The 17,770-nt window shown below is 75.6% G+C and carries 13 protein-coding genes; 8 read left to right on the top strand and 5 right to left on the bottom strand.

What is annotated here, in order from left to right; all coding sequences use genetic code 11:
- Positions 1 to 14 precede the first annotated feature (14 nt).
- From HDA31_RS00465 to eccCa, 3 genes are all read right to left on the bottom strand, one after another.
- On the bottom strand, positions 15 to 746 hold the full coding sequence (locus HDA31_RS00465) for a phosphatase PAP2 family protein (protein ID WP_178066656.1): 732 nt from the start codon (positions 744 to 746) through the stop codon (positions 15 to 17).
- A gap of 109 nt (positions 747 to 855) precedes the next feature.
- Positions 856 to 2,256, bottom strand: coding sequence for a type VII secretion-associated serine protease mycosin (mycP, locus tag HDA31_RS00470; RefSeq protein WP_178066655.1), 1,401 nt, complete (start codon positions 2,254 to 2,256; stop codon positions 856 to 858).
- A 99-nt stretch (positions 2,257 to 2,355) separates the two neighbouring features.
- Complete coding sequence (eccCa, locus tag HDA31_RS00475) at positions 2,356 to 6,336, bottom strand: type VII secretion protein EccCa (RefSeq protein ID WP_178066654.1); 3,981 nt, start codon at positions 6,334 to 6,336, stop codon at positions 2,356 to 2,358.
- A 101-nt stretch (positions 6,337 to 6,437) separates the two neighbouring features.
- Between eccCa and eccD the strand changes: the two genes are divergently transcribed.
- Positions 6,438 to 7,838, top strand: coding sequence for a type VII secretion integral membrane protein EccD (eccD, locus tag HDA31_RS00480; protein ID WP_178066653.1), 1,401 nt, complete (start codon positions 6,438 to 6,440; stop codon positions 7,836 to 7,838).
- A 31-nt stretch (positions 7,839 to 7,869) separates the two neighbouring features.
- On the opposite strand, the gene HDA31_RS00485 is transcribed toward eccD, so the two are convergent.
- Positions 7,870 to 8,376 (bottom strand): inorganic diphosphatase, encoded by a 507-nt coding sequence (locus HDA31_RS00485; protein WP_007073387.1) that lies wholly within the window; start codon positions 8,374 to 8,376, stop codon positions 7,870 to 7,872.
- A 552-nt stretch (positions 8,377 to 8,928) separates the two neighbouring features.
- On the opposite strand from HDA31_RS00485, the gene dacB reads away from it, so the two are divergent.
- The 3 genes from dacB (at position 8,929) to tilS (ending at position 12,526) form a co-directional block, all read left to right on the top strand.
- Positions 8,929 to 10,356: a D-alanyl-D-alanine carboxypeptidase/D-alanyl-D-alanine endopeptidase gene (dacB, locus tag HDA31_RS00490; RefSeq protein WP_376701430.1), complete on the top strand. Its 1,428-nt coding sequence runs from the start codon at positions 8,929 to 8,931 to the stop codon at positions 10,354 to 10,356.
- A 69-nt stretch (positions 10,357 to 10,425) separates the two neighbouring features.
- Positions 10,426 to 11,490 carry an Rv3626c family coenzyme F420 biosynthesis-associated protein gene (locus tag HDA31_RS00495; RefSeq protein ID WP_178066651.1) on the top strand — a complete coding sequence of 355 codons (1,065 nt, stop codon included), beginning with the start codon at positions 10,426 to 10,428 and terminating at the stop codon, positions 11,488 to 11,490.
- A 10-nt stretch (positions 11,491 to 11,500) separates the two neighbouring features.
- The gene (gene tilS / locus HDA31_RS00500; protein WP_178066650.1) at positions 11,501 to 12,526 is read left to right on the top strand and encodes a tRNA lysidine(34) synthetase TilS; all 1,026 of its coding nucleotides are present in this window, start codon (positions 11,501 to 11,503) and stop codon (positions 12,524 to 12,526) included.
- Between the two features lie 118 nt (positions 12,527 to 12,644).
- On the opposite strand, the gene HDA31_RS00505 is transcribed toward tilS, so the two are convergent.
- Positions 12,645 to 13,616 (bottom strand): GlxA family transcriptional regulator, encoded by a 972-nt coding sequence (locus HDA31_RS00505; protein ID WP_178066649.1) that lies wholly within the window; start codon positions 13,614 to 13,616, stop codon positions 12,645 to 12,647.
- Positions 13,617 to 13,766: 150 nt separating this feature from the next.
- Between HDA31_RS00505 and HDA31_RS00510 the strand changes: the two genes are divergently transcribed.
- From HDA31_RS00510 to folE, 4 genes are all read left to right on the top strand, one after another.
- The gene (locus HDA31_RS00510) at positions 13,767 to 13,904 is read left to right on the top strand and encodes a hypothetical protein (RefSeq protein WP_176734735.1); all 138 of its coding nucleotides are present in this window, start codon (positions 13,767 to 13,769) and stop codon (positions 13,902 to 13,904) included.
- Between the two features lie 102 nt (positions 13,905 to 14,006).
- Positions 14,007 to 14,579 (top strand): hypoxanthine phosphoribosyltransferase, encoded by a 573-nt coding sequence (gene hpt, locus HDA31_RS00515; RefSeq protein ID WP_074472259.1) that lies wholly within the window; start codon positions 14,007 to 14,009, stop codon positions 14,577 to 14,579.
- 378 nt (positions 14,580 to 14,957) lie between these two features.
- Positions 14,958 to 16,973, top strand: coding sequence for an ATP-dependent zinc metalloprotease FtsH (gene ftsH / locus HDA31_RS00520; protein WP_178066648.1), 2,016 nt, complete (start codon positions 14,958 to 14,960; stop codon positions 16,971 to 16,973).
- A 32-nt stretch (positions 16,974 to 17,005) separates the two neighbouring features.
- The gene (gene folE, locus HDA31_RS00525; protein WP_074472260.1) at positions 17,006 to 17,671 is read left to right on the top strand and encodes a GTP cyclohydrolase I FolE; all 666 of its coding nucleotides are present in this window, start codon (positions 17,006 to 17,008) and stop codon (positions 17,669 to 17,671) included.
- The last annotated feature ends 99 nt before the right edge of the window (positions 17,672 to 17,770 follow it).

Genomic DNA, 17,770 nt, shown 5'->3' on the forward strand with positions numbered 1-17,770 from the left:
GACCCGTCGCCCGGTCAGGAAGGCGGGCCGGTCCGGGTGCGCCAGGTGCGGAAGGCGGCGGTGGTGGCGGCCACCGTCGCCACGCCCAGCAGCCAGCCGGCGACCACGTCGCTGGTGTAGTGCACGCCGAGCGCCAGCCGGCTCACCCCGGTCAGCACCGTCACCACGACGGCGGCGGACCAGAGCGCCCACCGCCGGGCGGGCCGCCGGGCGTACGGGAGGAAGACCAGCAGCAGCACCCCGGCGGCGAGGGCCGCGTTCAGCGCGTGCCCGGAGGGGAACGAGTATCCGGCGGCCCGGGCGACCGGGTCCAGCAGCTCTGGCCGGTCCCGGCCGACCAGCAGCTTGAGCAGCGCGCCGAGCAGGCCGCCCACCGCCATCGTGGTGACCGCCCACCAGGCCAGCCGCGGCGCACGCCGGGCGAACAACCAGACCACCACGGCGAGCACGGCGACCCGCAGCGGCCCGGGACCGAACACGTTCGTCCACACGGTCATGAACCACACCCAGCCCGGATGGCCGACGGCGTAGCCGTGCAGGTGGTGCGCGACCGAGACGTCCAGCCGGTGCAGCGGCGGCCAGGAGCCCAGCACCAGCAGGGCGAGCAGGGCGAACGGCACCAGCACCAGGAAGACGGCGGTCGCGGCGAGGGTGAGCCGCAGCCCCAGCGAACGGTCGGGGTCGAGCCGGCGGGCCCGCCACGACGGCGACGCGGGGACGTGGGTGCGCTGACCGGACGTGCTCATGCCCGGCATCCCTACCCAGCGGGACGCCGGATCAGACCGGCCGGGCCGGGAATCGGGCAGGCCGGGCACGGAACCGGGCCGCCCCGGTCGACGCCGCGCCCGGGGGTGGTCAACGGCTGCGCTGGCGCAGCCGGCGGACCATCAGCGCGGCCCCGGTGACCAGGGCGGCGAGGAGGGCCACGCCGGCCCAGAGCCGCTGCGGGTCGGCGTCGTCGCGGCCGCCGGCCGGCTGGGCCGTCCAGCGGGTGTGCTGGCGGGGCGCGGTGAAACCGAGCGGGTCCGCGCCGGCACCCGCGACGGGGGCCTCGTGCGTGGCGCCGGGCGCCGGGCCGAAGCCCACCACGCCGGGGGAGGACTGGTCGTCGAGCGGGTTGTGCCCCACCGGGGGCACGTCGGCGGTGAGCGCGGCGACCGGGTCGACCAGGCCGTACCCGAAGCGGTCGTCGCGGCCGCTGGGCCCGATGTCCCGGGCGGTGCTGATCAGCCGGTTGACCACCTCACCGGCGGACATCTGCGGCCAGCGGGCCCGGATCAGCGCGGCGGCTGCGGCCACCAGCGGCGACGCGAAGCTGGTGCCCTGCACCCGCCAGTAGCCGCTGCCGGGCCGGGCCCCGACCAGGCCGGTCGCCGGGGCGGTGAGGACCGTGGCGCGGCCGGTGATCGACCCCGACCACAGGTTGTCGCTGGCGCGTTCCAGGCCGGCGACGGCGATCACGCCCGGCTCCCGCGCCGGATACCAGACGTTGGTGTCGGCGGAGGCGGCGACGTTGCCGGTGCAGGCGACCACCACCACGTCGCGGGCGAACGCGTAGTCCAGCGCCGCCGCCAGGGCCGGGCTGTCGCCGCTGCCGCCGAGCGACAGGTTGATCACCCGGGCGCCGTTGTCGACGGCCCACCGGACGCCCCGGGCGACGATCAGGGCGTCGTCGTAGCGGTTCTCGTCGTCGAGGACCCGCACCGGGAGGATCTTCGCGTCGGGGGCGAGCCCCACCGCGCCCCGCCGGTCATCGTTGCGCCCGGCGATCAGGCCCGCCACCGTCGTGCCGTGCCCGACCGGGTCCGGCCCGTCGGTGTCGCCGTCGTCGACCAGGTCGATGCCCGGCAGCACCTGGCCCGCCAGGTCCGGGTGGGAACCGTCCACCCCGGAGTCGACGACGGCGACGACGACGCCGCGCCCGGTCGAGGTGCGCCACGCCGTCGACGCCCGCAGCTCGTCGAGCTGCCACTGCTCGTCGCGGACCTGGTCGGCCCGGGCCGGGGTGTCGACCGGGGACACCCGCCAGGACGGACCCGCCGAAACCGGGGCGGCGAGCGACGCCAACCCGGAAACCGGCGCGGCGAGCGACGCGAACCCGGGCAGCGCGGCGGGGGGCGGTGCGGCGACGGCCGCTGGCGGAACCTGGCCGACGAGCGACACCGCGAGCGCGGCGGTGCCCACCAGCGCGCGGCCGGTGAACCGTCGCGCGGTCGCGGGCCTGCCCTGCCGAACCCCAGTCACATTCCCAGCCATTCATCGCGGCGGACACATGCTGCTCGGAGATTACCGGTTCCCACGCCCGTCACGCGCCATTCCGACGCCGGATCACCGGGTCGTCGGCCCGGCGGACCCCTACGGCGGGGGAAGATGGGCCAGCTGCACCAGGCGTACGCCCTCGCGCCGGGTCACCAGCCGGGCCCGCCCCGGCGGGAGCGGCCCGGGCCGGACCTGCCCGACGATCGGCCCCTCGTCGGGGCTGCCGGCCATCACCAGCCCCGGGGTCGACAGCTCCTTGAGCCGCTGGAGGAGCTGGTCGTAGCCCCGGCCGGTGCCGCCGGCCCGGCGCGCCAGCACCAGGTGCAGGCCGATGTCCCGGGCCTGCGGGAGGTATTCCTCCAGGGCCCGCAGCGGGTTGACCGGCCCGCTGGCCACCAGGTCGTAGTCGTCGACCAGCACGAACAGCTCCGGCCCCGACCACCACGAGCGCTGGCGCAGCTGCGCCGGGGTGACGTCGGGGCCGGGCAGCCGCTGCTGCATGTACCCGGCGGCGGACTCGATCAGCTCGGTGGTGCGGGCGGCGGCCGTGCCGTAGCCGATCCGGTGCTCGGTCTCGATCGCGCCGAGCAGGCTGCGGCGGTAGTCGACCAGGATCACCCGCGCCTGCTGCGGGGTGAACCGGCTGACGACGGTCGCCGCGAGGGCCCGCAGGAACGACGACTTGCCGCACTCGGCGTCGCCGAAGACCAGCAGGTGCGGCTCGGTGGCGAAGTCGAGCACCACCGGGCGCAGGTCCGCCTCGGCGATCCCCACCGGCAGCGCCAGCCCGGCCGTCGCGGTCAGGTCCAGCTCCGCGTACGGCAGCACGGGCGGGAGCAGTCGGACCGGGGGCGCCGCCGGCCCGTCCCACGCCCCGGCGACCGCCTTGACCAGGGTCGCCGTGTCGCCGTCGGCCAGCCGGGGCAGGGCGGTGAGGAAGTGCAGGCTCTCCCCGGTCATGCCCCGGCCGGGCGTCTTGTCGGGCACGGTGGCCGCCGCCGCCCGGCGCACCAGCAGCGAGTCCGACGGGTCACCGAGGCGCAGCTCCACCCGGGAGCCGAACAGGTCACGGATCGCCGGGCGGTAGTCCGTCCAGCGGATCGCGGTGGCCACCACGTGCACCCCGTAGGACAGGCCCCGGGTGGCCAGCTCGGTGACCAGCGGCTCCAGGTCGTCGTACTCGCTGCGCAGCGTGCCCCAGCCGTCCACCACCAGGAACACGTCGCCGAACGGGTCGGTGGCGGGCTGCCCGGCGGCGGCGAGGGCGGCCCGCCGCTGCCGGTACGCCGACATCGACTCCACCCCCAGCTCGGCGAAGCGGCGCTCCCGGTCCACCAGCACGGTGACCAGCTCGCCGACGGTGCGCCGCACCGCGGTCTGGTCGGTGCGGCCGGACACCCCGCCCACGTGCGGCAGGTCGCGCAGCGCGGTCAGCCCGCCGCCGCCGAAGTCCAGGCAGTAGACCTGCGCCTCGACGGGCGTGTGGGTCAACGCCAGCGCGCACACCAGGGTGCGCAGCAGGCCCGACTTGCCGCTCTGCGGGCCGCCGACCACGCCGACGTGCCCCGCCGACCCGCCGAGGGTGAGCCAGAGCAGGTCCCGCCGCTGCTCGAACGGCTTGTCGACGACCGCCACCGGCACCTGGAGCGCGCCGTGCAGCTCCGGGTTGGCGAAGGTCAGCCCGCGCGCCGGGTCGACGCCGACCGGGCCGAGGAGCTCGTCGAGGGTGGGCGCGGCGTCCAGCGGCGGCAGCCACACCTGGTGCGCGGGCGGGCCCTGCCCGGCCAGCCGGCCCACCAGCACGTCGAGCAGGTTGTCCCGGCCGGCGTCGTCCTCGGCGGTCGCCGTCAGCGCGGGGGTGGGCGGCTCCGGCACCGGCACCACGTGGGTGGTGAAGGTCAGCAGGCGGGGCGCGCCGGCCCCGCCCGGCCCCGTCGCGCCGACCCGCCGCCGCAGCGGCCCCGAGACGTACGCGGCCTTGAAACGCATCAGCGGCTCGGTGCCGAAGCGCAGGTAGCCGTGCCCCGGCGAGCGGGGCAGCTCGTGCGCGTCCGGCACCCCGAGCACCGTCCGGGACTCCAGGGCCGAGAAGGTCCGCAACCCGATCCGGTACGACAGGTGGGTGTCCAGCCCGCGCAGCCGCCCCTCCTCCAGCCGCTGACTGGCCAGCAGCAGGTGCACCCCCAGCGACCGGCCCAGCCGGCCGATCTGCACGAACAGGTCGATGAAGTCGGGCTTGGCCGACAGCAGCTCGGAGAACTCGTCGCAGACCAACAGCAGCGACGGCAGCGGGGCCAGCGGCGTGCCCGCCGCCCGCGCCCGCTCGTAGTCGCGCAGGCTGGCGTAGTTGCCGGCCCGGCGCAGCAGCTCCTGGCGGCGCATCAGCTCCCCGTTGATCGCGTCGACCATCCGGTCGACCAGCGGCAGCGCGTCGGCCAGGTTGGTGATCACCGCGGCGGTGTGCGGGAGCCGGTCGAAGGAGGCGAAGGTGGCCCCGCCCTTGAAGTCGACCAGGACGAAGTTGAGCTGCTCGGAGCTGTGCGTGGCGGCCAGCCCGAGGACCAGGGTGCGCAGCAGCTCGGACTTGCCGGAGCCGGTGGCCCCGATCAGCAGGCCGTGCGGGCCCATCCCGTCCTGCGCGGACTCCTTGAGGTCCAGCTCGATCGCGCCGCCGTCGGCGCCCACCCCGATCGGCACCCGCAGCCGGTCCCGCGCCGACCGGGGCGCCCAGCCCTGCTCGGCGGTGAAGCCGTCCGGGTCGCCGATGCCGAGCAGCTCGGGCAGGCCCAGCTCGGCGTTGACCGGGGCGTCCGGCCCGCGTACGGCGGTGGCGAGCCGCAGCGGGGCGAGCCGGCGGGCGACCGCCTCGGCGTCGGCGGGCGGCAGCCGGTCCGGGGTGCCCACCTCGGCGTGCCCCTCGACGGAGTGCGAGTGCAGCCGCCCGTCGCGCAGGTCGAGCAGGATGGCGTACCGGTCGAGCAGCCGGGGCGGCGGGGTGTCCAGGTCGACGACGGTGACCGCGTCGATGCCGCCGTCGCCGACGAGGTCGGTCGCGCCGGTGAGGTCGCCGCCGTCGAGCACCACCACGACGTGCGGCCCGTCGGTCGCCGGGCCGGCCGGGCTGAACCGCGAACGGCTGGCCAGCACCTCGTCGAGGAGCCGTTCCAGCTCGACGGCGGAGCTGGTGACCAGGCGGACGGGGCCGACGGCGTCGACGCGGGTGGGGTGGTGGGCGTGCGGCAGCCACTTCACCCACTCCCACAGCGCCCGCCGCTCGGGGCCGGCGCAGACGGCGATCAGCAGCTCGTCGGGGGCGTGGAACACCGCGAGCTGGGTGAGCAGCGCCCGGGCCAGCGCCTGCGCGTCGGGCGACCCGGTGCCGGGGCGGATGCCCGCCTCCGCGCCCTCCCGGGGCGCCCCGCCGCGCACGAAGACCCGGGCGAAGCTGCGCAGCGACAGGGCCACCGGCAGGTCGGGCACCACCGCGTACGCGTCGAGGAACCGCCGCAGCGCCCCGGCGGTCATCGGCTCCAACTCCTCCAGCGGGCGGGTGACCGGGCCGACCAGCGGGGTGGCCAGGGTCTGCGGGCCGACGCCCACCCGCACCACGGCGAAGTCCGGGTCGCCGGGCCGCCGCTCCCACACCCGGTGGCTGTCGACGGTGGACCACAGCCGGCCCGGGTCGGGGTGGCGGTAGTGCAGCCCGGCCCGCTGCCGCTCGGCGGTCTGCCGGACCCGGCGGCGCAGCGCGCCCAGGTGCCGCAGGTACTCCCGGCGCGCGGCCATCATCTCCGACTTCTTCGGGGTGCCGGCGGCGCTGCCCCACGAGGTGACCAGCATGGCCAGCGAGGAGAGCCCGAACATCCCGCCGACCACGTACGAGTACGCCCCGCCGCCCCGGCCGAACATCATCGCCATCGCGACCGACCCGCCCAGCATGGGCAGCACCATCAGCGCCTGCTGCCAGCGCCCGCCGGTGACGGCGGGGATCTCGGGCGGGGCCTCGACGGGCAGCTCACCGACCGGGATCTCCGGTGCCGGCCGCCGGGGTGGTCGCTTGATGACGACGGTGGACACTCGGCCTCCCCACAGCGCTCGGTAACCCGAGCCTGGCTCATCGTAGGTAAAGTCCTGTCGTCCGCGCAGCCACCGTTCCCCCTCGATATGGAGATGCGCCGATGACAGTCGGGTTGGCCCGGGTCACGATCAGCGCCCCCCAGCGCCGGGTCGACGTCGCCCTGCCCGAGCAGGTCCCCCTGGCCGAGCTGCTGCCCGAGGTGCTCCGGCACGCCGGCGAGGGGCTGGCCGACGACGGCGAACGGCACGGCGGCTGGGTGCTGCGCCGCACCGACGGGGCGGTCCTGGCCACCGCCCAGGCGCTGCTGCCCCAGGGCGTCCGCGACGGCGAGGTGCTGCACCTGGTGCCGGCCCGCGCGCAGTGGCCCGAGCTGGAGTACGACGACGTGGTCGAGGCGATCGTCGACGGGGCCCGCCGCCGGGGTGCCGCCTGGTCGCCGGCCGCCACCCGGTGCGCCGCCCTGGCCGGGGCGGCCGTGCCGCTCGGCGTGGGGCTGCTCGCCGCCCTCGCCGCCGGCCCGGGGCCCGGGGCCGGCTGGCCCGTCGCGGTCGCGGTGGCGCTGCTGCTCACCCTCGCCGGGGCGGTCGCCTCCCGCGCGTACGGCGACGGGGCCACCGGCGCGACCCTCGGCGGCTACGCCCTGCCGTACGCGTTCGCCGCCGGCGCCCTCGCGGTCAGCTCCGGCGACCCGGTCGGCCCGGTCGCGCCGCTGCCCTGGCTGGGCGCCCCCGAGCTGCTGGCCGGCGCGGTGGCGTTGCTGCTGGTGGCGGTGCTCGGCCTGCTCGGGGTGGCCAGCCGGGTGCGGGTCTTCGTGGCCGGCGCGACGGTCGGCGCGGTCGGTGCGCCCGCCGCCCTCGGCGGGCTGGCGTTGACCGCCGGGGGCGCCGCGGCGGTGCTGCTCTGCGCCCTGGTCTTCGCGCTCGGCGCGCTGCCGCTGCTGGCCATCCGGCTGGGCAAGATGCCGCTGCCGCCGATCACCCTGCCCGGCGACGGCGGCCCCGGCGCGGACGCCGCCCGGGACCTGCCGGACCGGGCCCGGGTGCACGCGGCGGTGGCCCGCACCGAGGAGATGCTCACCGGGATGCTGCTGGGGCACGCCGTGCTGGTGGCCGGGGCGGCGGTGGTGCTGGTGACGGCGGGCGGCGGGGCCGGGCGGCTGCTGGTCGCCGTGGTCTGCGCCGTGCTGCTGCTGCGCTCGCGGCTGTTCGTGGCGGTCCGCCACCGGGTGCCGCCGGTCGTCGCCGGGCTGGCCGGGGCCGCCCTGCTCGGCGGGGTGCTCGCCGGGGGCTCCGGGCCGGCGGGCCGGCTGGCGCTGGCCGTCGGCGGGCTGGCCGTCGCCCTGCTCGCCGTGGCGGCCGGCACCGCGTACGCGCGGCGGCCCGCCTCCCCGTACCTGGGCCGGGCGGCCGACCTGGTCGACACGGCGCTGGTGGTGTCCGTGGTGCCGGTGGCCTGCGCGGTGCTCGACCTGTACGAGCGGGCCCGGGGGCTGCTCGGTTGAGCGGCTCCCGGGCCCGTCGGCGTGGGTGGGGTCAGTGGATGGTCTCGCCGCGCTCCTCGGCCTCCTTGGCCCGCCGGTACGACGCGCGGATCTCGGCCTCCGCCTCGACGCGACCGACCCAGGTCGCGCCCTCGACCGACTTGCCGGGCTCCAGGTCCTTGTACACCTCGAAGAAGTGCTGGATCTCCAGCCGGTCGAACTCGCCGAGGTGGTGGATGTCGCGCAGGTGCTCCTGGCGCGGGTCCTCGTAGGGCACGCAGAGGACCTTGTCGTCGCCGCCCTTCTCGTCGGTCATCCGGAACATGCCGATGGTGCGGCAGCGGATCAGGCAGCCCGGGAACGTCGGCTCGGGGACCAGCACCAGCGCGTCCAGCGGGTCGCCGTCCTCGCCCAGGGTGCCCTCGATGAACCCGTAGTCCGCCGGATACTGCGTGGACGTGAAGAGGGTGCGGTCCAGCCTGATCCGGCCGGTCGCGTGGTCCACCTCGTACTTGTTGCGGTGACCCTTGGGGATCTCAACCGTGACGTCGAAATCCATTTCCCACGCTCCCTCGTTTGCCCACGCTGGCTGACGGAACCAAGTGGCGGCGCTCCCCGCGCAGGTGAATGCCCACCCGCCCGCTCCGGCCGCCGCATAGTGTTCGGACCGAAGTAGTGTCACCCAAGCTGTTTTCCGCACGGGGAGGAGGGGGTCGTGGGGAGGGAAGATTCACACTACCGCCCGCAGGGGGTTGACGGGCGGAAGAAGCCGCGCCCGGGGTCCGGGAGCGCGACCGGACGGGTGCCGGTCCCCGAGGCGCACGTCCCGCGGGCCCAGGAGCCGGCCGTGACCGACTTCGACCCGGAGGCCACCGCCCCGGTCGTGACGTCCGGCGAGCAGGTGTGGCGTCCCCCGGGCGGCGACCGCGCCCCGGAGCTGGCCGCGCCCCCCGCCGCCCCCGCCGTCTCCGCCGCGCCGGCGGCCCCCGGCGGGCCGGACCCGGCCACCGCGTCGGTCCCGCCCACGCCCGGCGGTCCCGCCGACCCGCCGGCGGGCCCCCCGCCGGCTTACGCCCCGCCGCCCGCCCGCCGACGCCGCCTCCCGCTGGCCGTGCTCGCCGTGGTGCTGCTGTTCGCCCTGGTCGGCGCGGGCTTGGCGGTGGTCCGGCCCGGCCCGGTCGCCGGCTGGCTCGGCGACGGCGGGGAGCCCTCCCGGGCCGACGCCGAGGTCGTCGAGCCGGACCCGACCCCGGTCCTCGCCGGCCCCGACGCGCACGCCCCGGAGCCCACCGCCGACGGGGTGAAGGCCGCGATCGAGCCGCTGCTGGCCGCCCCGGAGCTGGGCGACCGGGTGAACGTCTCCGTCGCCGACGTGACGACCGGCCGGTCGCTCTACTCGCGGGGCGGCGACGACGCCACCGTGCCCGCCTCGGTGACCAAGCTGGCGACCGCGGTGACCGTGCTGGCCGCCCGCGGCCCCGACCACCGTGTGCCGACCCGGGCGGTTGCCGGCGCGGCCCCGGGGGAGGTGGTGCTCGTCGGCGGCGGCGACCCGACCCTCGCCGTAGACGGCGAGGGCTTCTACCCCGGCGCGGCCCGCCTCGACGACCTGGCCGAGCAGGTCAGGACGGCGCTCGGCGGCACCGCGCCGACCCGGGTCACCGTCGACTCCTCGCTCTTCCCCGGCCCGGTCTACGGGCCCGGCTGGGACTCCGACATCCCGACCGGCGGCTTCGGCGCGGCGATCAGCGCGTTGATGACCGACGGCGCGCGGGTGGACCCGGTGGCGGCGAAGAAGAACTTCGAGGCCAGCCACGGCTGGGCGCAGCGCAGCCCCCAGCCGGACCTGGCCGCCGGCCGCGCCTTCGCCCGGCTGCTGGGGCTCACCGGCGCCGCCGCCCAGGTCAAGCGGGGCGCCGCGCCGACCTCCGGTGACGCCTCGGCCGGCACGGCCCCGGCCCCCGGCACCGAGCTGGGCAAGGTCGAGTCCCCGCCGATGATCCGGCTGGTCGACATGATGATCACCGACAGCGACAACGTGATCGCCGAGGCGCTCGCCCGGCAGGTGGCGCTGGCCCGGGACCAGCCGGCGTCCTTCGCCGGCGGCGCGGCGGCGATGGACATCGTCCTCGGCGAGCTGGGCCTGCCCGCCGACGAGATCACCCTCTCCGACGCCAGCGGGCTGTCCCGCAGCGACCGGATCAGCCCGTCCCTGCTGACCGACCTGATCGCCATCGCCGGCGACGGCTCACACCCGGAGCTCGGCAGCATCTTCGGCGGCCTGCCGGTGGCCGGCTGGTCGGGCACCCTGGACGGGCGGTACCGGTCGGACGGCACGACGGCCGGGGCCGGGGTGGTCCGCGCCAAGACCGGCACGCTGACCGGGGTGCACGCCATCGCCGGGTTGGTCACCACGGCCGACGGGCGGCTGCTCACCTTCGCCGTGCTCGCCGACAAGGCCCCGGCCGGGAGCCTCGACGACACCCGCCGCGCCCTCGACCGCGTCACGTCCGCCCTGGCCCGCTGCGGCTGCCATTGACCGCTTCGCGGTGATATGTCCTTGGATTCCCGAAAGGTGGGGGTGTCCCGGCGCGGGTACGGTGGGTACATGGCGCAGTTCGTGGACTGGGATCTGGCCGCCGCGACGGCGGGGGCCCTGGGCAAGTCGGGGCCCCGGGTGTCGTACGCCGAGGCCACCGAGGTGGTCTCCGAGCTGCGGCGGCTGACCGACGAGGCGGCCGGGCACGTGGCCGACTACACGGGGCTGCGGTCCCAGGTGGTCCACCCGCCCGTGCGGGTGGTCGACCGCCGGGACTGGGCGGCCACCAACATCGCCGGCCTGCGGGAGGTGATCACCCCGCTGGTCAGCCGGCTCTCCGGCGACAAGCCGCCGGGCCCGCTCACCGAGGCGGTCGGCTCCCGGCTCACCGGCGTGCAGGCCGGCACCGTCCTGGCCTACCTGTCCGGCCGGGTCCTCGGCCAATATGAGGTCTTCTCCGGCGATCCCGGCCAGCTGCTGCTCGTCGCGCCGAACATCGTCGAGGTGGAGCGGAAGCTCGGGGCCGACCCGCGCGACTTCCGGCTCTGGGTCTGCCTGCACGAGGTCACCCACCGCACCCAGTTCACGGCCGTGCCCTGGATGCGCGCCTACTTCCTCGGCGAGGTGCAGGCGTTCGTCGACGCCTCGCAGGGCGGCGAGCACCTGCTGGAGCGGCTGCGCCGGGGCGTCGCCACCCTCTCCGACGCGGTGAAGGATCCGCAGAGCCGGGCCAGCGTGCTGGACATCGTGCAGACCCCCGCCCAGCGGGCCGTGCTCGACCGGCTCACCGCGCTGATGACCCTGCTGGAGGGGCACGCCGAGTTCGTCATGGACGGCGTCGGCCCGCAGGTCATCCCCAGCGTCGAGTCGATCCGGGCCGCGTTCAACCGGCGGCGGGAGACGGGCAACCCGCTGGAGAAGGCGATCCGCCGGCTGCTCGGCGTCGAGGTCAAGATGCGCCAGTACGCCGAGGGCCGCAAGTTCGTCCACGGGGTCGTCGAGCGCGTCGGCATGGCCGGCTTCAACAAGATCTTCGGCTCCCCGCTGACCCTGCCCCGCCTCGACGAGCTGGGCGACCCCGACGCGTGGGTCGCCCGGGTGCACGGACCGGCCGCCGCCTCGGCCGCCGGCTGACCGTACGCCGATGCCCGCGCTCGCCCCGGCGGTCGCCGCCGTCCGGCTCGCGGTCCGCCGCGCGCTGACCGGGCTGCCCGGGGCCGGGCCGGTGCTCGTCGCCTGCTCGGGCGGGGCCGACTCGCTGGCCCTGGCCGCCGCCGCCGCGTTCGTCGCGCCCCGGCTGGGCCGCCCGGTCGGCCTCGTCACCGTCGACCACGCGCTCCAGGCCGGCTCCGACCGGCGGGCCGCCGACGTCGCGGCCTGGGCCGCCGGGGCCGGCTTCGCGCCGGCCGAAGCGGTACGCGTCGACGTCGCCGGCCGCCCCGGCGGCCCCGAGGCGGCGGCCCGCGAGGCGCGCTACCAGGCGCTCGCCGAGGCGGCCCGGCGGCACGGGGCGGCTGCCCTGCTCACCGGGCACACCCGCGACGACCAGGCCGAGACGGTGCTGCTGGCGCTGGCCCGGGGCGCCGGCCCGCGCGGGCTGGCCGGGATGCCGCCCCGGCGGGACCTGGCCGGCGTGCCGCTGCTGCGGCCCCTGCTCGACACCAGCCGCGAGCAGACCCGCAAGGCGTGCGCCGCGCTCGGCCTCAGCCCGTGGGAGGACCCGCACAACGCCGACCCGTCGTACGCCCGGGCCCGGGTCCGGGCCGACGCGCTGCCCGCGCTGGTCCGCGCGCTCGGCCCCGGGGTGGTGGACAGCCTGGCCCGCAGCGCCCGCCTGGCGGCCGCCGACGCGGCGGCCCTCGACGAGCTGGCCGCCGCCGCCCTGCCCGCCGCCTCGTCGGCCGCCGACGGCCCGGCCGGCGTGCGGGCCCCCGGCGGCGGGCTGGCCGTGGCGGCACTGGCCGGGCTCGCCCCGGCCGTGCGGACCCGGGTGCTGCACGCCTGGGCCCGGGAGCTGGGCGCGTCGCCGGCCGCGCTGTCGCACCGGCACGTCGGGGCGCTCGACGCCCTGGTCACCGACTGGCACGGTCAGGGCGAGGTCCATCTGCCCGGCGGCCTCCGGGTGGGCCGCCGCGCGGGCCGGTTGACCGCGGCCGGGCCGCCCGGCTGACCGACGTCGCGCCGGCTGCGCCCACTCCGCCGCCCCGGCCCGGGTGATCGACACGATGCCGGCGGCCTGGGGGCTTCCGGTCCCCGGTGACCCCGCCAGGTCGCCGACCCCGTGTGGATCACCCGGACCGGGCGGGCGCGACGCGGTCGCGGAAGGTGGTGCGGTAGGCGTGCGGGGTGGTGCCGACCCGCCGGGCGAAGTGGTGCCGCAGCGCCGCGGCGTCGCCGAACCCGGAGCGCCCGGCCACGCTCTCCACGCTCAGCCCGGTCTCCTCCAGCAGCCGCCGGGCCAGCAGCACCCGCTGGTTGGTCAGCCAGTCGTGCGGGGTGGTGCCGGTCTCGGCGCGGAACCGGCGGGCGAAGGTGCGCGGCGTCATGCCGGCGTGCGCGGCGAGCTCCTCGACGGTGACCGGCCGGTCCAGGTGACCCATCAGCCACGCCAGGACCGGCTCCAGGGTCGCCGCCTCGGGGGCCTTCGGGATGGGCGCCTCGACGTACTGCGACTGGCCGCCGTCGCGGTGCGGCGGGACGACCATCCGGCGGGCGAGCCGGGTGGCGGTGGCCGAGCCGTGCTCGTGGCGCACCAGGTGCAGGCAGGCGTCGATCCCCGCCGCCGTGCCGGCACCCGTGAGCAGGCGGCCGTCGGCCACGTAGAGCGAGTCGCAGCGGACCCTCGCCCGGGGGTGCCGGCGCTGCAACTCGTCGACGTGGCGCCAGTGGGTCGTGCACTCCCGGTCGTCGAGCAGCCCGGCCGCGCCGAGCACGAACGCGCCGGAACAGACGCTGAGCACGTACGCGCCGCGCGCGTGGGCCCGGCGCAGCGCCGCCAGCACCTCGGGCGGCGCGACCGCGCCGTCGTGGTGCCCGGGGACCGCCACGAGGTCGGCGTCCTCGACGGGCGTCAGGTCCGCGTCCGGGGTGACGAGGAAGCCGGAGGAGGTGCGCACCGGAGCGCCGCCGGCGGTGCAGACGTCGAACCGGTAGCCGGGGAAGCCGTCGTCGGTGCGGTCGGTGCCGAACACCTCGGCGAACACGCCCAGCTCGAACGGGGCCACCCGGTCGATCATGACGACGGCGACGGAACGGAGCATGTGACGAGGGTAACCGCACCGGTGGCAGGAAATCGAGGTGCAGTGGCATTCCTGCCACTGTCCCGCCGTCCGGTGGAGGCGCAGACTGGGTCAAGTCCGGTGCGCACCGGCGGCGAAAGCACCCCAGATCCTGCGAAAGCGAGCGCCGCCATGGAATCCCTGTTGCTCCTGCTCTTCCTGCTCCTCCTCGCCGTCGCCCCGGCGGCCGGCCTCACCGTCGACAGCCGGGACTCGGCGGACTGGAAGCCCACCGACTGCGGCCGCCGGTGGCGGTCCCGCACCTGCTGACCTGATTGCTGTTGGTATGCGCGAGAAATGCCAGGCGGGGCCGCCCCCGAAAGAGGCGGCCCCGCCGACGGGGAGCATCCGGCGTACGGCAGGCTAGGAGCCATGGCTGACGGCTCCTGGTACGACGCCGACATCGACCACGTGATCATTTCCGAGGCGCAGATCCGCGAGAAGACCGCAGAGCTGGCCAAGCAGGTGTCGGCGGACCACGCCGACGTCGACGGGCTGCTGCTGGTCTGCGTGCTCAAGGGCGCGGTCATGTTCATGGCCGACTTCGCCCGGGCGCTCGGCCGGCACGGCCCCCCGGTCGAGTTGGACTTCATGGCGATCTCCTCGTACGGCCAGGGCACCACCTCCTCCGGCGTGGTGCGCATCCTCAAGGACCTGGACCGGGACATCGCCGGCCGGCACGTGGTGGTCGTGGAGGACATCGTCGACTCCGGCCTCACCCTGTCCTGGCTGCTGCGCTACCTGGAGTCGCGGTCGGCGGCCAGCGTCGAGGTCGTCGCCCTGTTCCGCAAGCCGGAGGCGATCAAGGTCCCGGTGCCGGTGAAGTACGTCGGGTTCGACATCCCCACCGAGTTCGTCGTCGGCTACGGCCTCGACTTCGGCGAGCGCTACCGCGAGCTGCCCTACGTCGGGGTGCTCAAGCCCGAGGTCTACGCCCGCGCCTGACCACGCGGCGGGCGCGGGCCCGTCAAGCGGACGTTCAGCGCGCTCTCAGCTGATCGGACTACGGTAGAGGCCGGTGGTGTGGACGCACCCTCCACGTCCGACCCCCCGACCCGCGTGACCGGGCGGTCGGGTGGCCGGGCGGGGAAACCACGCCACGCCGGCTGAAACCCGGTTCGCCTTACGCGTAACTGCTGGCCTCGCAAGGCCACATGTCGCGCACACGGTGTACCGTCGAGTGACCGTGACGCGGCAGTGACGCGTCCCGGGGTCGAGGCCGGCCCGCACGGCGGCTCCGGCCGCCGCCGCGGCGGCGACAGCCATTCAGACGGTCAGGACGTCGATCAGGAGGATGCGGGCGTCTCGGCGCTCGACAACAGCATGGAACGTACGCGTTTCTTCCGCCGACCGGTGGTCTGGATCATCCTGGTCATCCTCGGCGCCGTTGTGCTCAGTCAGCTGTTCACCGCTGGTCCCAGCTACCACCGCGTGGACACTTCCGTTGCGCTCGACCAACTGCACACCGCCAAGATCAAAAAGGCGGTCTTCCAGGACAAGGAGCAGACGCTCCAGCTGGACCTGGAGAGCAGGACCAAGTTCGGTGACACCACCACCGACCGGATCGAGGCCCAGTTCCCCTACGAGGTCGGCGACGAGGTCTGGAACGAGGTCCTCGCGGCCAAGGCGGCGAACCGGATCACCGGCCCGGCCGACACCAAGGTGTCGTCCGACAGCGTCTGGGTGAGCCTGCTGGTCAACCTGCTCCCCATCGCGCTGCTCGTGCTCCTGCTGCTGTTCTTCATGTCGCAGATGCAGGGCGGCGGCTCCCGGGTGCTCAACTTCGGCAAGTCCAAGGCGAAGATGATCACCAAGGACACCCCGAAGACGACCTTCGCGGACGTCGCGGGCGCCGAGGAGGCCGTCGAGGAGCTGCACGAGATCAAGGACTTCCTGCAGAACCCGGCGAAATACCAGGCCCTGGGCGCCAAGATCCCGAAGGGCGTGCTGCTCTTCGGCCCGCCCGGCACCGGTAAGACGCTGCTCGCCCGCGCCGTCGCCGGCGAGGCGGGGGTGCCGTTCTACTCGATCTCCGGCTCCGACTTCGTCGAGATGTTCGTGGGTGTCGGCGCGAGCCGCGTCCGCGACCTGTTCGAGCAGGCCAAGTCCAACGCCCCGGCGATCGTCTTCGTCGACGAGATCGACGCCGTCGGCCGCCACCGCGGCGCCGGCATGGGTGGCGGGCACGACGAGCGCGAGCAGACCCTCAACCAGCTCCTCGTCGAGATGGACGGCTTCGACACCAAGGGCGGGGTCATCCTGATCGCCGCCACCAACCGGCCGGACATCCTCGACCCGGCGCTGCTGCGCCCCGGTCGCTTCGACCGGCAGATCCCGGTGGACGCCCCCGACATGGAGGGCCGCAAGGCCATCCTGCGGGTGCACGCCAAGGGCAAGCCGTTCACCCCCGACGTCGACCTCGACTCGGTGGCCCGGCGCACCCCGGGCTTCAGCGGCGCCGACCTGGCCAACGTGATCAACGAGGCCGCGCTGCTGACCGCCCGCAAGGACCAGCGGGCGATCACCAACGACTCCCTGGAGGAGTCGATCGACCGGGTCATCGCCGGCCCGCAGCGCCGCACCCGGGTGATGAGCGACCAGGAGAAGAAGATCACCGCGTACCACGAGGGTGGGCACGCGCTGGTCGCCTGGGCGCTGCCCCACGCCGCCCCGGTGCACAAGGTGACGATCCTGTCGCGCGGCCGCTCGCTGGGTCACACGCTGGTCCTGCCGACCGAAGACAAGTACACCCAGACCCGCGCCGAGATGGTCGACACCCTGGCGTACGCGCTGGGCGGCCGGGCCGCCGAGGAGCTGGTCTTCCACGAGCCGACCACCGGCGCCGGCAACGACATCGAGAAGGCCACCGGGCTGGCCCGCGCGATGATCACCCAGTACGGCATGAGCTCCAAGCTCGGTGCGATCAAGTACGGCACCAGCGGCGACGAGCCGTTCCTCGGCCGCAACATGGGCCACGAGCGGGACTACTCCGACGCGGTGGCCGCCGAGATCGACAACGAGATGCGGGCGCTGATCGAGCTGGCCCACGACGAGGCCTGGGAGATCCTGGTGGAATACCGGGACGTCCTGGACAACATCGTCCTGGAGCTGATCGAGAAGGAGACCCTCTCCACCGCCGACATGGCCCGGATCTGCGCCCGCGTGGTGAAGCGTCCGCCGATGGCCCCCTACAACGGCTTCGGCAAGCGCCAGCCCTCCACCGAGCCCCCGGTCCTCACGCCGACCGAGAAGGAGGCGCTCAAGGCGCAGGCCCAGGCCGACGGAGCCTCCGTCGGCGGCGGCCTGCCGGGCTCCAACAACTCGGACGGTACGCACTGAACACCGACCCGGCGGCCGGTCACGAGGCACCGATCCCGAGTGCCTCGTCGACCGAGCCCGACACCGACGGTCTGGACTACCTCGCCGCGCGGCTGGTCAACGGCAAGTTGACCGGTCGCCCGGTCGAGGAGTCCGTCGACCTGGCCCGCATCGAAAAGGCCGTCCGCGAGATCCTCATCGCCGTCGGCGAGGATCCCGACCGCGACGGTCTCGTGAAGACCCCGGCCCGGGTCGCCCGCGCGTACGCCGAGCTCTTCGCCGGCCTGCGGGTCGACCCGGCGCAGGTGCTCAGCACCACCTTCGAGGCCAACCACGAGGAGCTGGTGCTCGTCCGGGACATCGACGTGATGAGCCTCTGCGAGCACCACCTGCTCCCGTTCCGGGGCAGCGCGCACATCGGCTACATCCCCGGGCCGGACGGCCGGATCACCGGCCTGTCCAAGCTCGCCCGGCTCGTCGAGGTCTACGCCCGCCGCCCCCAGGTGCAGGAGCGGCTCACCTCCCAGATCGCCGACCTGCTGATGAGCAGCCTCGCCCCGCGCGGCGTCGTGGTGGTGCTCGAATGCGAGCACATGTGCATGGCCATGCGCGGCATCCAGAAGGCCGGGGCGAAGACCATCACCTCCGCGGTCCGCGGCGTGCTCCAGCACGACGCCAAGTCCCGCGCCGAGGCGATGTCCCTGATCATCCCCCGCTGACCGGCGGCGCCAATCCCGCAACGACGCCGGGGCGACCACGCGGTCGCCCCGGCGTCGCCGTTCCTGCTACCCGCGCCCGGTCCCGCCGCGCGGCCCGTC

Origin of the sequence: Micromonospora carbonacea (genome assembly GCF_014205165.1) — a bacterium.
Taxonomy (GTDB): domain Bacteria; phylum Actinomycetota; class Actinomycetes; order Mycobacteriales; family Micromonosporaceae; genus Micromonospora; species Micromonospora carbonacea.